Source organism: Enterobacter cloacae complex sp. IR5458 (assembly GCF_049238025.1).
In the GTDB taxonomy this organism is placed as follows: Bacteria; Pseudomonadota; Gammaproteobacteria; order Enterobacterales; family Enterobacteriaceae; genus Enterobacter; species Enterobacter kobei.
The window spans coordinates 37724-52803 of sequence record NZ_JBMKIF010000010.1 but is presented as its reverse complement, the minus strand read 5'-3'; the positions used below and the strand labels follow the sequence as shown (position 1 = coordinate 52803).

The following is a 15080-nucleotide window of genomic DNA, read 5'->3' as shown; positions in this document are numbered from 1 at the left end:
TAACAGGCCGTATTTTGCCGCGGAGCGGCACTGCATTTGCTTCCAGGGTGGAAACAGGGATATTCAGGAGAAAACGTGACAAAAATCCGCCAGTTATGTTTGGTCAGTGTGTTGCTGACAAGCGGGGTTGCCAGCGCGGCGAATGTCCGTTTGCAGGTTGAGGGGCTTTCCGGAGCGCTGGAAAAAAACGTGCGTGCGCAGCTGTCGACCATCCAGAGTGATGAGGTGACGCCGGACCGGCGTTTTCGCGCGCGCGTGGATGACGCGATCCGTGAAGGGCTGAAAGCGCTGGGTTATTACGAACCCACCATTGATTTCGATCTCCGTCCGCCGCCAAAGAAGGGGCGTCAGGTGCTTATTGCCCGCGTCTCGGCGGGGGAGCCGGTACGGATTGGTGGCACGAACGTCGTCCTGCGCGGCGGGGCGCGTACCGACCGGGATTACCTGGATCTGCTCAGCACGCGGCCGAAAATCGGCACCGTGCTTAACCATGGCGATTACGACCATTTCAAAAAAGAGCTGACGAGCGTTTCCCTGCGTAAGGGCTACTTTGACAGCCAGTTCAACAAAAGCCAGCTGGGCATCGCGCTGGAGCGACGCCAGGCCTTCTGGGACATCGACTACGACAGCGGGGAGCGCTACCGCTTTGGCGACGTGACGTTTGAAGGTTCGCAAATTCGTGAAGAGTACCTGCAAAACCTCGTGCCGTTTAAAAAAGGCGACTACTACCAGTCGAGCGACCTGGCGGAACTAAACCGCCGTCTCTCCGCCACCGGCTGGTTTAACTCGGTGGTTGTCGCGCCGGAATTTGATAAGTCTCGCAAAACCAAGGTGTTGCCGCTGCATGGCGTTGTCTCGCCGCGCACCGAGAACACCATTGAGACCGGTGTTGGCTATTCGACCGACGTCGGCCCGCGCGTGAAGGCCACCTGGAAAAAGCCGTGGATGAACTCATACGGCCACAGCCTGACGACCAGCGCCAGTATCTCTGCACCGGAGCAGCAGCTTGATTTCAGCTATAAAATGCCGCTGCTGAAAAATCCGCTTGAGCAGTACTATCTGGTCCAGGGGGGCTTTAAGCGCACCGACCTGAACGATACAGAGTCCGATTCCACCACGCTTGCGGTATCCCGCTACTGGGATCTCTCCAGCGGCTGGCAGCGCGCCATTAACCTGCGCTGGAGCCTGGACCACTTTACCCAGGCCAACGTCACCAACACCACCATGCTGCTCTATCCTGGGGTGATGATCAGCCGCACCCGCTCGCGCGGCGGCCTGATGCCAACCTGGGGGGATTCCCAGCGTTACTCCATCGATTACTCCAACACGATGTGGGGTTCTGACGTGGATTTCTCGGTGATTCAGGCGCAAAACGTCTGGATCCGCACGCTGTATGACAAACACCGCTTTGTCATGCGCGGCAACCTCGGCTGGATTGAAACCGGCGATTTCGACAAAGTCCCGCCGGACCTGCGTTTCTTCGCCGGGGGCGACCGCAGCATCCGCGGCTACAAATACAAATCTATCGCGCCTAAAGACGATGACGGCAAGCTGATCGGGGCCTCCAAGCTGGCCACTGGCTCGCTGGAGTACCAGTACAACGTCAGCGGAAAATGGTGGGGCGCCATGTTCGTTGATGGCGGCGAGGCGGTGAGCGATATCCGCCGCAGCGACTTTAAAACTGGCGCAGGTGTAGGCGTGCGCTGGCAGTCACCGGTCGGGCCCATCAAGCTTGATTTCGCCGTTCCGGTCGGCGACAAAGAAGAACATGGATTACAGTTTTACATCGGTCTGGGGCCTGAATTATGAGTTTATGGAAGAAAATAAGCCTCGGGGTGCTGATTTTTATCGTGCTGCTGCTCGGTACGGTGGCGTTTCTGGTGGGGACGACGACCGGGCTGCATCTGCTGTTTAACGCGGCGAACCGCTGGGTGCCGGGGCTGGAGATAGGTCAGGTGACCGGTGGCTGGCGCGACCTGCGTCTGAAGAACATCCGCTATGAGCAGCCGGGCGTGGCGGTAAATGCCGGGGAATTTCACCTCGCGGTGAAGCTGGGCTGTCTGCGTGACAGCAAGCTGTGCGTTAACGATCTGTCGCTAAGAGACGTTAACGTGGCGATAGATTCGAAGAAAATGCCGCCGTCTGCGCCGGTGGAAGAAGAGGATAGCGGCTCGCTGAATCTCTCCACGCCGTACCCGATTGCGCTCTATCGGGTGGCGCTCGATAACGTCAATATTAAAATCGACGACACCACCGTTTCCGTCATGGATTTCACCTCCGGCCTGCGCTGGCAGGAGAAAAACCTGACCCTGACGCCAACCTCACTGCAGGGCTTGCTGATCGCGCTGCCGAAAGTGGCCGAGGTGGCGCAGGAAGAGATCGTCGAGCCGAAGATCCAGAATCCGCAGCCGGAAGAAAAGCCGCTGGGTGAAACGCTGAAGGATCTCTTCTCGAAGCCTGTTCTGCCGGAAATGACTGACGTTCATCTGCCGCTGAACCTCAATATTGAGGAGTTCAAAGGTGAGCAGCTACGCCTGACCGGCGATACCGACCTGACCGTCTACAACATGCTGCTGAAAGTCAGCAGCATTGACGGCAACATGAAGCTCGACGCGCTGGATATCGACACCAACCAGGGGTCGGTGAATGCGTCTGGTAACGCCCTGCTGCGCGACAACTGGCCGGTGGATATCACGCTGAACAGCGCGCTCAACATCGACCCGCTGAAGGGCGAAAAAGTGAAGGTCAAAGTGGGTGGGGCGCTGCGCGATAAGCTGGACGTCGGGGTCAATCTCTCCGGCCCGGTGGACATGGTTCTGCGCGCGCAGACTCAGCTGGCGGAAGCCGGGCTGCCGCTCAATCTTGAGGTCGTCAGCAAGCAGCTTTACTGGCCGTTTACCGGCGAAAAACAGTTCCAGGCCGATGACCTGAAGCTGAAGCTGAGCGGCAAGATGACTGACTACACGCTCTCGTTCCACACGGCGGTGAAGGGGCAGGGCGTACCGCCCGCGAACATCACGCTGGATGCGAAGGGCAACGAACAACAGGTCAACCTCGACAAGCTGACCGTCGCGGCGCTGGAAGGGAAAACGGAGCTGACCGCGCTGCTCGACTGGCAGCAGGCGATCAGCTGGCGGGGCGAACTGAAGCTGACGGGTATCAACACCGCCAAAGAGGTGCCGGACTGGCCGTCGAAGCTGGACGGGCTGATCAAAACGCGCGGTAGCCTGTACGGCGGTACGTGGCAGATGGACGTGCCGGAGATCAAGCTCACCGGTAACGTGAAGCAGAACAAGGTGAATGTTGAAGGCTCGGTGAAAGGCAACAGCTACCTGCAGTGGGTGATCCCGGGTCTGCACGTCGCGCTGGGGCGCAACACGGCGGATATCAAAGGCGAGCTGGGGGTAAAAGATCTCAATCTTGATGCCACCATCGACGCGCCGAACCTGGATAACGCCCTGCCGGGCCTGGGCGGAACGGCGAAAGGGTTAGTGAAAGTGCGCGGTACGGTCGACGCGCCACAGCTCCTTGCGGATATCACCGCCAATAATCTGCGCTGGCAGGAACTGAGCGTTGCTCGCGTCCGCGTGGAAGGAGATGTGAAATCCACCGATCAGATCGGCGGTAACCTGAACCTGCGCGTGGAGCGCATTTCTCAGCCGGACGTGAACATTAACCTGGTCACCCTGGACGCCAAAGGGAACGAAAAACAGCATGACCTCCAGCTACGCGTGCAGGGTGAGCCGGTTTCCGGGCAGCTTCACCTGACCGGCAGCTTCGACCGCAAAGCGGAGCGCTGGAAAGGGACGCTGGACAATACCCGTTTCAACACGCCGGTGGGGCCGCTGGCGTTGTCACGTTCTCTCTCGCTGGACTACCGTAATGCTGAACAAAAGATCGCTATTGGGCCGCACTGCTGGATCAACCCGAATGCAGAGCTGTGCGTGCCGCAGACCATCGATGCGGGCGCGGCAGGGCACGCGCAGGTAAACCTCAACCGCTTTGATCTGGCGATGCTGAAACCGTTTATGCCGGACACCACGCAGGCCAGCGGCGTCTTCAGCGGGAAAGCCGATGTCGCCTGGGATACGACCAAAGAGGGGCTGCCGCAGGGTAGCGTCACGCTTTCGGGCCGTAACGTGAAGGTGACGCAGGAGGTGAATGATGCGTCGCTCCCGGTGGCATTCGATACCCTCAACCTGAGCGCAGACCTGCATAACAACCGTGCTGAGCTGGGGTGGCTGATCCGTCTTACTAACAACGGTCAGCTTGACGGACAGGTACAAATTACCGATCCGCAAGGACGGCGTAATCTGGGCGGCAACGTCAATATCCGTAACTTCAACCTAGCGATGGTGAACCCGATATTCGCCCGCGGGGAGAAAGCCGAGGGCATGCTGAACGCCAACCTGCGTCTGGGCGGCAACGCGCAAAGCCCGCAGCTATTCGGTCAGATGCGCCTCAGCGGCGTTGACATCGACGGCAACTTTATGCCGTTTGATATGCAGCCCAGCCAGATTGCGATGAACTTCAACGGCATGAGCTCGACCCTGAGCGGTTCGGTGTTAACGCAGCAGGGGCAAATCAACCTGAGCGGTGACGCGGACTGGAGCCAGCTCGATAACTGGCGTGCCCGCATCGCGGCCAAAGGCAGCAAGGTGCGCATTACCGTACCGCCAATGGTGCGCCTGGATGTCTCGCCGGATGTGGTCTTTGAGGCGACGCCAAGCCTCTTCACCCTGGACGGGCGCGTCGATGTGCCGTGGGCGCGTATTGTGGTTCACGAGGTTCCGGAAAGCGCCGTCGGTGTCTCAAGTGATGAAGTTATGCTCAATGAAAATCTGAAACCTGTCGAACAGAAGAGCGCTGGCATACCGATTAATAGTAACCTTATCGTACACGTGGGGAATAACGTGCGGTTGGATGCGTTTGGGCTGAAGGCGAGGCTCACGGGCGATCTGAAAGTGGCCCAGGATAAACAAGGGCTTGGCCTGAACGGGCAGATCAATATTCCTGAAGGGCGTTTCCATGCCTATGGTCAGGATCTGATTGTGCGTAAGGGCGAGCTGCTGTTCTCCGGTCCACCGGATCAGCCTCTGTTGAACATCGAAGCGATTCGTAACCCTGAAGCGACGGAAAACGACGTCATTGCAGGCGTACGCGTCACCGGCTCTGCCGACGAACCGAAGGCGGAGATCTTCTCTGACCCGGCGATGTCGCAGCAGGAAGCCCTCTCTTACCTGCTGCGTGGACAGGGTCTGGACAGCGGTCAGAGCGACAGTGCGGCGATGACCTCAATGTTAGTCGGCCTGGGGGTTGCACAAAGTGGGCAGGTTGTGGGTAAAATCGGCGAGACGTTCGGCGTAAGCAATCTGGCGCTGGACACCCAGGGCGTGGGTGACTCCTCGCAGGTGGTGGTCAGTGGCTATGTACTGCCGGGTCTGCAGGTAAAATACGGTGTGGGGATCTTTGACTCACTGGCAACACTCACGCTACGCTATCGCCTGATGCCTAAGCTATATCTGGAAGCAGTGTCCGGCGTAGACCAGGCACTTGATCTGCTCTATCAGTTTGAGTTTTAGCAATGCGAATATTTGTCTACGGCAGTTTACGAACCAAGCAAGGCAACAGTCACTGGATGACCAATGCCCTGCTGCTGGGGAATTACAATATCGAAAATTACCAGTTGTACAGCCTGGGCCACTATCCAGGCGCGGTTCCCGGCGAAGGAACAGTACAGGGTGAAGTTTATCGTATTGATAATGCTACACTTGCCGAACTTGATGCCTTGCGCACCAGGGGCGGTGAATACGCTCGCCAGTTGATCCAGACGCCGTACGGAAGTGCGTGGATGTATGTCTACCAGCGTCCGGTCGATGGGTTAACGCGGATTGTAAGCGGTAACTGGTTAGACAGAGACCAGTACTGAAAAACGACAACGCCACCGGAAGGTGGCGTTGTTTTTTTACTCTTTCAATTATCTTCTGTATTACGGCGTCTGGTTAAGAACAGAGGAACGAACAGCATGACGTACGGGGCAATAATCCATAAAAAACACAAGGCGCGTGAACGGCCATAGTAGTTTATGCACCGCGTATTGCTTGAAATGACGGGCAGGAAAAACAGTAAAAACAGCAGAATCGCATAATCGCTTCGATAAGGGATCCATAAGTAAAACAAAAACCAGGCAAGCTGGAATGTTATGATGCAGAGATACTGCCATTTGCTGTCTTTGCCGTAACAGTCAAACGCCTTTATGTAACCCATCTTTATGCTTTGAAGAAAGAAACTTAGCATGTATAACGCTCACGATCGCGACGGTCAGGAGTGTGCTCGTCAGCAACGCCCCTAAAAAATAGCTGTGGGTGATATCAGTAGCACCCGAGCCTAAAGTATGCAATTTACTATATCCTCTCTCTACTGCAACAAAAAGTGTATATAGCCCGATGTTGATACAGAACTGAAGTAGACAAGAAGCGACGATATTTTTGGGAATTCTTTTTAATAACATAAGTGATGCGTAGATAATACTTGCTGAAAGAGCAAAATAGAGTCCGTTAAATAAACTTGATAGTAAGGCGATATTAACTTCATTGAAGACTAAATTATCGCTTCCATAGTACCATGCCAGGTATTCAACATACGTGCTTCTGCCAAAGATAAAGGCAGCAATAATAAGGATGAATAGACTCAAGATATGGCTTTTCTTACTCATAATTTTGCTCCCTTAGAAAGCAGTTCCTTCATTGTTTTACCAGCTTCCAGCTGATCTTTGATTATGGCAAGGTCACGAGTATTGTGGTTATACTTTGCAATAGCGGTTGGCGTACCTTTACCACCATTGTCCATAAAGAAGACAATATCCTTACGACCATAAAGAAGTACCTGTGGGATGGGATCACGCCCATAACTCACTGCTTGCGGAAGGGAGTGAATAGACTCTGTCGTGAGGAAGCGAGGAATGCTTTCATGCTCAATATTGCCTAAAGGTGTAGTGGCAACAAGGGAGCCGATAAAATCGGTCGTATACACTAACGCATCGGTATCTTTAGTCGTGACTTTTGAACCCGTAAGATATTTTATCTGTTGCCAAAGGGTAATATCTTTTGGGATTACTTTTATACCATCCATAAACATATCTTGCTTACGTTTTAGCTGAATGACTGTACGATGCACCTGTGTCAAAGAGGGGCTTATTTCCCCAATAGAAGGCATAAGTCCATCGCGGGAATACAGTCGTTCAATGATAAAATAAATTCCAGTTGGGCGGGCAACATCAATGTTAATGGATGACATATGAATCCTGTTATGAATGGGGATCAATGATCATCATGACAGTATGTTATTAATTTCCATGCTATTCAACCACTCCCACCATAAATGATAGGGTGTCCTTTTTTTAAGAATATACAAGATAAAAGAAATGGGATTTATCTTAAAAACTCATGTGGTGCTTTTAACTAATCCATAAAAAAGCCCCGACTCGCGGGGCCTTCATTATCAGCGTAAGAATTACTTCTTAGCCGCGCGCTCGAAAGAGGCGATGATTTCTGCTTTCGCCGCTTCTGCGTTGTCCCAGCCGTCAACTTTAACCCACTTGCCTTTTTCGAGGTCTTTGTAGTGCTCGAAGAAGTGAGTGATCTGCGCTTTCAGCAGTTCTGGCAGGTCGTTCACATCTTTAATGTGATCGTACTCTTTGCTCAGCTTGGTGTGCGGTACTGCAACCAGCTTCGCATCTTCACCGGATTCGTCGGTCATTTTCAGCACGCCAACTGGACGGCAGCGAATGACTGCGCCTGGCTGCAGCGGGTATGGCGTTGGGACCAGTACGTCAACCGGGTCACCGTCCAGAGACAGGGTGTGGTTGATGTAACCGTAGTTGCATGGATAGAACATCGCGGTAGACATGAAACGGTCTACGAACAGGGCGCCGCTCTCTTTGTCCACTTCGTATTTGATCGGATCTGCGTTTGCCGGGATTTCGATAACTACGTAGATGTCTTCTGGCAGTTCTTTACCCGCTGGGACGTTGAGTAAGCTCATGTCGGTGTCCTTTAAAATGGATGGTAAACAAGTGGCAAGTATTATAGCCAACTCACGCTGAATGTCTCCGCCTGTTTTCGCATTCTCTCCCCGCCAGCACCACTTTTCAGACCGATTCCATGACAGAAAAATCCATAAACTCAGCCGCATTTTTAATGGTGAAATGAAAGCGATTACAAACTTGTGATTAACGTTTTATTCACTTTTCCGAAGTGTGATGTAACGCAATTCGTTACATATTTCATTGGCTATAGTCATTTCGCAGAACATCTTTTAACCAACAATAAACACCCCTACGAGGACGCTCATATGTGGAAGCGCTTACTTCTTGTCACAGCAGTTTCGGCAGCCATGTCGTCTATGGCGATGGCCGCCCCTTTAACCGTAGGTTTTTCGCAAGTTGGCTCTGAATCCGGCTGGCGTGCGGCAGAAACCAACGTTGCGAAAAGCGAGGCTCAGAAACGCGGCATCACGCTGAAAATCGCCGATGGTCAGCAAAAGCAGGAAAACCAGATCAAAGCCGTGCGCTCATTTATTGCTCAGGGCGTGGATGCCATCTTTATCGCGCCAGTGGTGGCGACCGGTTGGGAACCGGTTCTGAAAGAAGCCAAAGATGCTGAGATTCCGGTCTTCCTGCTCGATCGTTCCATCGACGTTAAAGACAAATCTCTCTATATGACCACCGTGACGGCCAACAACGTGCTTGAAGGGCAATTAATTGGCGACTGGCTGGTAAAACAGGTCGACGGCAAGCCGTGTAACGTCGTTGAACTGCAGGGCACCGTGGGGGCGAGCGTGGCTATCGACCGTAAGAAGGGTTTTGCTGAGGCCATCGCGAAAGCGCCAAACATCAAGATTATCCGCTCTCAGTCCGGCGACTTTACCCGCAGTAAAGGTAAAGAGGTCATGGAGAGCTTCATTAAAGCGGAAAACAACGGCAAGAACATCTGCATGGTTTACGCCCATAACGATGACATGGTGATTGGTGCGATTCAGGCGATTAAAGAAGCGGGCCTGAAGCCGGGCAAAGATATCCTCACCGGCTCTATCGACGGTGTGCCGGATATCTACAAAGCGATGATCGACGGCGAAGCCAACGCCAGCGTAGAACTGACGCCAAATATGGCGGGTCCGGCATTTGATGCGCTGGAGAAATTCAAGAAAGACGGCACGATGCCTGAGAAGGTGACCGTCACCAAGTCCACGCTCTACCTGCCTGACACGGCGAAAGAAGAGTTAGAGAAGAAGAAAAATATGGGCTACTAAGACCCGTGCCCCTCACCCCAGCCCTCTCCCCTGAGGGGAGAGGGAGAAAGGTAGGGCGGAGCTGGATATTAACAATTGGCACGATCAATCCCCTCTCCCCTCCGGGGAGAGGGTCAGGGTGAGGGGGAACCATGACCACTGAACAGCACCAGGAAATCCTCCGCACAGAGGGCTTAAGCAAATTTTTCCCGGGTGTAAAAGCGCTGGATAACGTTGATTTCAGCCTGCGGCGCGGTGAAATTATGGCGCTGCTGGGCGAGAACGGCGCGGGAAAATCGACGCTGATTAAATCTCTGACCGGCGTTTATCACGCCGATCGCGGCACCATCTGGCTGGAAGGCAACGCCATTTCGCCAAAAAATACCGCCCATGCTCAACAGCTTGGGATTGGGACGGTCTACCAGGAAGTGAACCTGCTGCCAAATATGTCGGTGGCGGATAACCTGTTTATTGGTCGTGAACCAAGACGTTTTGGCCTGCTACGGCGCAAAGAGATGGAAGCGCGGGCGACGAAACTGATGGAATCCTACGGCTTCTCCCTCGACGTTCGCGAGCCGCTGAACCGGTTTTCCGTCGCGATGCAGCAGATCGTCGCCATTTGCCGCGCGATCGATCTCTCCGCGAAGGTGCTGATCCTCGACGAACCTACTGCCAGCCTCGATACCCAGGAAGTCGAGATGCTCTTTACCCTGATGCGCCAGCTGCGCGATCAGGGCGTCAGCCTGATCTTCGTCACACATTTCCTCGATCAGGTGTATGAAGTGAGCGATCGCATTACCGTACTGCGTAACGGCAGCTTTGTCGGCTGCCGTGAAACCCGCGAGCTGCCGCAGATTGAGCTGGTCAAAATGATGCTGGGCCGTGAGCTGGAGACCAATGCGCTCCAGCGCGCAGGGCGCACGCTGCTGAGCGAAAAACCGGTGGCCGCGTTCAGCGATTACGGCAAAAAAGGGATCATCTCACCGTTTAACCTCGAAGTGCGCCCCGGCGAAATTGTCGGGCTGGCGGGGCTGCTAGGGTCAGGCCGGACCGAAACCGCCGAGGTGATCTTCGGCATCAAGCCTGCGGACAGCGGTACCGCGTTGATCAAAGGTAAACCGCAAACCCTGCGATCGCCGCATCAGGCCTCCTGTCTGGGAGTGGGGTTCTGCCCGGAAGACAGGAAAACAGACGGCATTATTGCCGCCGCCTCGGTGCGGGAAAATATCATTCTGGCGCTACAGGCGCAGCGCGGATGGCTGCGTCCAATTCCGCGTAAAGAGCAAAACGCCATTGCCGAGCGCTTTATTCGCCAGCTGGGTATTCGTACGCCGAGCGCGGAACAGCCGATCGAATTTCTCTCCGGCGGTAACCAGCAGAAAGTGCTGCTGTCACGCTGGCTGCTGACCAAACCGCAGTTCCTGATCCTGGATGAACCCACGCGCGGCATTGACGTTGGCGCGCACGCCGAAATTATCCGGCTTATCGAAACGCTGTGTGCCGACGGGCTGGCGCTGCTGGTCATTTCGTCCGAGCTGGAAGAGCTGGTGGGGTATGCCGATCGCGTGATCATCATGCGCGATCGCAAACAGGTGGCTGAGATCCCGCTGGATAAGCTGTCCGTTCCGGCGATCATGAATGCCATCGCGGCATAAGGAGTGAATTGTGATGTCCCGTTCGCTTTCGCAAACCGGTGAGTCAAAGCGCCGCTTTAACTGGCCAACCGGCACGCCGCAAATCGCAGCGCTGCTGGTGGTGTTACTGGTGGATAGCCTTGTCGCACCGCATTTCTTCCAGATTATTGTTCAGGATGGTCGCCTGTTTGGCAGCCCGATCGATATTTTAAACCGTGCCGCGCCCGTCGCGCTGCTGGCGATTGGTATGACGCTGGTGATAGCCACCGGCGGGATTGATCTCTCCGTCGGCGCGGTGATGGCTATTGCCGGGGCCACCGCAGCCTCCATGACCGTAGCGGGCCATAGCCTGCCGGTGGTACTGCTGGCGGCATTGGGAACCGGCGTGCTGGCCGGACTGTGGAACGGCATTCTGGTGGCGGTACTAAAAATTCAGCCTTTCGTCGCCACCCTTATTTTGATGGTGGCCGGGCGCGGGGTGGCGCAGCTGATCACCTCCGGACAGATAGTCACCTTTAACTCCCCGAGTCTGGCGTGGATCGGCAGCGGCAATTTCCTGTTCTTTCCAACACCGGTGATCGTGGCTCTGGTTACATTAGTGGTGTTCTGGCTTTTCACCCGCAAAACAGCGCTCGGCATGTTTATTGAAGCGGTGGGGATCAACATTCGTGCGGCACGAAATGCCGGGGTCAATACGCGGCTGATGGTGATGCTGACCTACGTGCTGAGCGGCGTTTGCGCCGCCATTGCCGGGGTGATTGTCGCGGCCGATATCCGCGGGGCCGATGCCAACAATGCCGGGCTCTGGCTGGAGCTGGATGCCATCCTCGCGGTGGTGATTGGCGGCGGATCGTTGATGGGCGGGCGCTTTAACCTGCTGCTCTCGGTCATTGGCGCGCTGATCATTCAGGGCATGAACACCGGGATCCTGCTCTCCGGTTTTCAGCCGGAACTCAACCAGGTGGTAAAAGCGGTGGTCGTACTCTGCGTGCTGATCGTCCAGTCACCGCGCTTTGTCAGCATCATTAAGGGGATCCGTGGCCATGATAAAACGTAATTTACCGTTAATGATCACGCTGGGCGTGTTTGTGCTGGGGTATCTCTACTGTCTGACCCAGTTCCCCGGTTTTGCCTCAACGCGCGTGATTTGCAACATCCTGACCGATAACGCCTTTTTAGGCATCATCGCCGTCGGGATGACCTTTGTGATCCTCTCCGGTGGGATCGATCTCTCCGTTGGCTCGGTGATCGCGTTTACCGGCGTGTTCCTCGCCAAGGCGATCGGTTTCTGGGGGATCTCCCCTCTGGTGGCGTTTCCGCTGGTGCTGGCGATGGGCTGTGCGTTTGGCGCCTTTATGGGGCTACTGATCGACGCGCTAAAAATTCCCGCTTTTATTATTACCCTCGCCGGGATGTTCTTCCTGCGCGGCGTGAGTTACCTGGTATCGGAAGAGTCCATCCCGATTAACCACCCGGTGTACGACACGCTCTCCAGCCTGGCGTGGAAAATCCCCGGCGGTGGCCGTCTGAGCGCGATGGGGTTATTGATGCTGGGCGTGGTAGTGGTAGGTATCTTCCTTGCCCACCGTACCCGGTTCGGTAATCAGGTTTACGCCATTGGCGGGAACGCCACGTCGGCAAACCTGATGGGGATCTCGACCCGCAGCACGACCATCCGCATCTATATGCTCTCAACCGGCCTGGCAACGCTGGCGGGTATTGTCTTCTCGGTGTATACCCAGGCGGGCTATGCCCTTGCAGGCGTAGGCGTGGAGCTGGACGCGATTGCCTCTGTGGTCATTGGCGGCACGCTGCTCAGCGGCGGAGTGGGGACGGTGCTGGGAACGCTGTTCGGCGTAGCGATCCAGGGGCTGATCCAGACCTATATCAACTTTGACGGCACGCTCAGTTCCTGGTGGACCAAGATCGCCATCGGCATTCTGCTGTTTATATTTATTGCCCTGCAGCGCGGTCTGACGGTGCTCTGGGAGAACCGTCAAAGCTCGCCTGTTACTCGCGTAAACACCTCGGTAACAGAGCGATAACACGCTGAATTTGCTTAAAGTCTAAACATTTTCCGGTAGCGGCCGATAACCTTTTTTTCTGTCCAGAAATATCTCGCTACCGGAAATAATATCATGCTTAAAACGCTATCGATTCGTACCGGCTTGCTCTCTTTACTGGCCGTTATGACCCTTCTGCTGCTGATTGTCAGCGGCATTGGCATTTATGCCCTCACACAGAGTTCTTCTTCACTGCAGCGCATTAATCACCTTCAGGGTGAGCAGATGGTGCAGCTAAATACCGGCTATACGCTGATTCTGCGCGCGCGCAATGAGGCGGGCCAGGCCGTCCGGATGATGGAAATCGGCATGCTCGATGATGCGGCCAAATCGGTCAAAAACATCAATCAGGAAATCGCCGTGGCTCAGAAAACGCTGAAAGGCGTGATCGACGGCGGCGTGGCTGACGAGCAGGGGCAAAAGTTGCTGGATAACGTGGCAACCAGTCTGGCGACGTATAACCAGCAGGGCATCAATCCGATGCTAAAAACCCTGAATGACCAGAGCGCGGACAGTTATTACGACCTGCTGGAGAATACGCTGATCCCCGTGGCGAAGCAGTTTGATAACGATATGCAGGCGTTTCAGACATGGAGCGAAGCGCGAGGGAAGGCGGAAGTCACTGCCGTACAGGCGAGCAAAACCCGCGTGCTGATCCTGATTATTGTCGCCGCGCTGCTGACGGCTGGCATCATCGTGCTTGCCTGGCTGGTGCTGCGCCATATGCTGCTTAAGCCGCTCTCTGCTTCCATTGCTCAGCTGGAGAATGTGGCGGCGGGCGATTTAACCCACACGCTGAATGCCCCGGCGAGCCAGGAATTTAACCGCCTTAACGCGGCGATAGAGGTGATGCGTCAGTCGCTGATGCACTCGGTGATGCGGGTACGCGATGCCAGCTCGCAAATCGACACCGGCAGCCGTGAGCTGACGGCGGGCAACCGGGATCTTGCCGAGCGTACAGAATCCACCGCCACCTCGCTGGAGCAGACCGCTGCCAGTATGGAACAGATTACCGCCACGGTGAAACTCAACGCCGATAATGCCGAGCAGGCGCACCAGCTGGCGAAATCGGTTTCTGATACCGCCGATCACGGCAGCGAAATGGTCTGCTACGTGATTGAAAAAATGCGTGATATCTCCGGCAGTTCAGCGCGTATTGCTGACATCCTGAGCGTGATCGATGGCATTGCCTTCCAGACCAATATTCTGGCCCTTAACGCCTCCGTGGAAGCGGCGCGCGCGGGCGAGCAGGGGCGCGGGTTCGCCGTCGTGGCGGGTGAAGTGCGTAACCTTGCCAGCCGCAGCGCCGACGCGGCGAAAGAGATCCGATCCCTTATCAGCGATTCGCAGACCCACGTTAACGAGGGCAGCGAGCTGGCCCAGCAGGCGGGTGAAACGATGGATGAGATTGCCACCGAAGTGCTGCGCATGACCAAACTGATGCGCGAGATTGCGACCGCGTCTCAGGAGCAGAGCCGCGGCATTGAGCAGGTGAATATTGCTGTGAATCAGATGGACGAAACGGCGCAGCAGAATGCGGCGCTGGTGCAGCAATCCTCCGCCGCGACCCGCTCTCTGGAAGAGCAGTCGCGTCAGCTGATGGAGGCCATGTCATCATTTAAATTGACGGCTCAGACTGCGGCATAATATTTCCCAACCCCGGTACGTTCTGTGCCGGGGATTTATTTCGCCCTGAATTAATGGCCGCAATATTATCGTGAATATCGCCCATTAATATTTCCAGTGAGTGGGTTAACGCTAACGCTTTTTCAGTTGGCTCAAGGTATAAACCCTTGCGGAAAAATAATGGCTCATCAAACAGTTGATTAAAACGCTTCAGGGCCAGGCTCACCGCAGGACGTGACATCTCCAGGCGCACAGATGCCTTTGCCATGCTGCCGCAGCGGACGACTTCAATAAATACAGGAATAAGGTTTAAATCAATGCCGGTATTCGCCCGGGAATAATTTTTCATTGCGATGCTGCTCCACGAAATATCTGTCAAACTGTTATGGAAATAATGCAGGAGCAATGGCGAATATTAAAGCGTGTTTTTTATAAACACTTATACGGTAAAAGATATAAATGTGTTGGG

The 15080-nt window shown here is 55.0% G+C and carries 12 protein-coding genes; 8 read left to right on the top strand and 4 right to left on the bottom strand.

The window, feature by feature from the left end:
* Positions 1–75: 75 nt before the first annotated feature.
* Genes tamA through ACOTYN_RS10630 form a run of 3 tightly spaced genes read left to right on the top strand, consistent with a single transcriptional unit; the run spans position 76 to position 5929 of the window.
* A complete protein-coding gene (gene tamA, locus ACOTYN_RS10640) occupies positions 76–1809 on the top strand; it encodes an autotransporter assembly complex protein TamA (protein ID WP_047626910.1) in 1734 nt (577 codons plus the stop codon).
* A complete protein-coding gene (gene tamB, locus ACOTYN_RS10635; RefSeq protein ID WP_332957729.1) occupies positions 1806–5582 on the top strand; it encodes an autotransporter assembly complex protein TamB in 3777 nt (1258 codons plus the stop codon). The genes tamA and tamB overlap by 4 nt, the downstream gene beginning before the upstream one ends.
* A 2-nt stretch (positions 5583–5584) precedes the next feature.
* The gene (locus ACOTYN_RS10630) at positions 5585–5929 is read left to right on the top strand and encodes a gamma-glutamylcyclotransferase family protein (RefSeq protein ID WP_014882267.1); all 345 of its coding nucleotides are present in this window, start codon (positions 5585–5587) and stop codon (positions 5927–5929) included.
* Positions 5930–6244: 315 nt separating this feature from the next.
* Here ACOTYN_RS10630 and ACOTYN_RS10625 read toward each other — a convergent pair whose 3' ends face one another.
* The 3 genes from ACOTYN_RS10625 to ppa all read right to left on the bottom strand — a co-directional run bounded on the left by ACOTYN_RS10625 (position 6245) and on the right by ppa (position 8043).
* On the bottom strand, positions 6245–6715 hold the full coding sequence (locus tag ACOTYN_RS10625) for a hypothetical protein (RefSeq protein ID WP_023336692.1): 471 nt from the start codon (positions 6713–6715) through the stop codon (positions 6245–6247).
* Positions 6712–7296, bottom strand: a complete 585-nt coding sequence (locus tag ACOTYN_RS10620; RefSeq protein ID WP_014882270.1) for a hypothetical protein — start codon at positions 7294–7296, stop codon at positions 6712–6714. The genes ACOTYN_RS10625 and ACOTYN_RS10620 overlap by 4 nt, the downstream gene beginning before the upstream one ends.
* Before the next feature lie 216 nt (positions 7297–7512).
* Positions 7513–8043: an inorganic diphosphatase gene (ppa, locus tag ACOTYN_RS10615; protein ID WP_008501423.1), complete on the bottom strand. Its 531-nt coding sequence runs from the start codon at positions 8041–8043 to the stop codon at positions 7513–7515.
* Between the two features lie 309 nt (positions 8044–8352).
* On the opposite strand from ppa, the gene ytfQ reads away from it, so the two are divergent.
* From ytfQ to ACOTYN_RS10590, 5 genes are all read left to right on the top strand, one after another.
* On the top strand, positions 8353–9309 hold the full coding sequence (ytfQ, locus tag ACOTYN_RS10610; protein ID WP_014882271.1) for a galactofuranose ABC transporter substrate-binding protein YtfQ: 957 nt from the start codon (positions 8353–8355) through the stop codon (positions 9307–9309).
* Between the two features lie 131 nt (positions 9310–9440).
* A complete protein-coding gene (gene ytfR / locus ACOTYN_RS10605) occupies positions 9441–10943 on the top strand; it encodes a galactofuranose ABC transporter, ATP-binding protein YtfR (RefSeq protein WP_045134407.1) in 1503 nt (500 codons plus the stop codon).
* 10 nt (positions 10944–10953) lie between these two features.
* Complete coding sequence (ytfT, locus tag ACOTYN_RS10600) at positions 10954–11979, top strand: galactofuranose ABC transporter, ATP-binding protein YtfT (protein ID WP_014882273.1); 1026 nt, start codon at positions 10954–10956, stop codon at positions 11977–11979.
* On the top strand, positions 11966–12967 hold the full coding sequence (gene yjfF, locus ACOTYN_RS10595) for a galactofuranose ABC transporter, permease protein YjfF (RefSeq protein WP_023331880.1): 1002 nt from the start codon (positions 11966–11968) through the stop codon (positions 12965–12967). The genes ytfT and yjfF overlap by 14 nt, the downstream gene beginning before the upstream one ends.
* A gap of 93 nt (positions 12968–13060) precedes the next feature.
* Complete coding sequence (locus ACOTYN_RS10590) at positions 13061–14632, top strand: methyl-accepting chemotaxis protein (RefSeq protein WP_014882275.1); 1572 nt, start codon at positions 13061–13063, stop codon at positions 14630–14632.
* Here ACOTYN_RS10590 and ACOTYN_RS10585 read toward each other — a convergent pair.
* Complete coding sequence (locus ACOTYN_RS10585) at positions 14604–14960, bottom strand: helix-turn-helix domain-containing protein (protein ID WP_023331881.1); 357 nt, start codon at positions 14958–14960, stop codon at positions 14604–14606. The genes ACOTYN_RS10590 and ACOTYN_RS10585 overlap by 29 nt on opposite strands.
* Between the last annotated feature and the right edge of the window lie 120 nt (positions 14961–15080).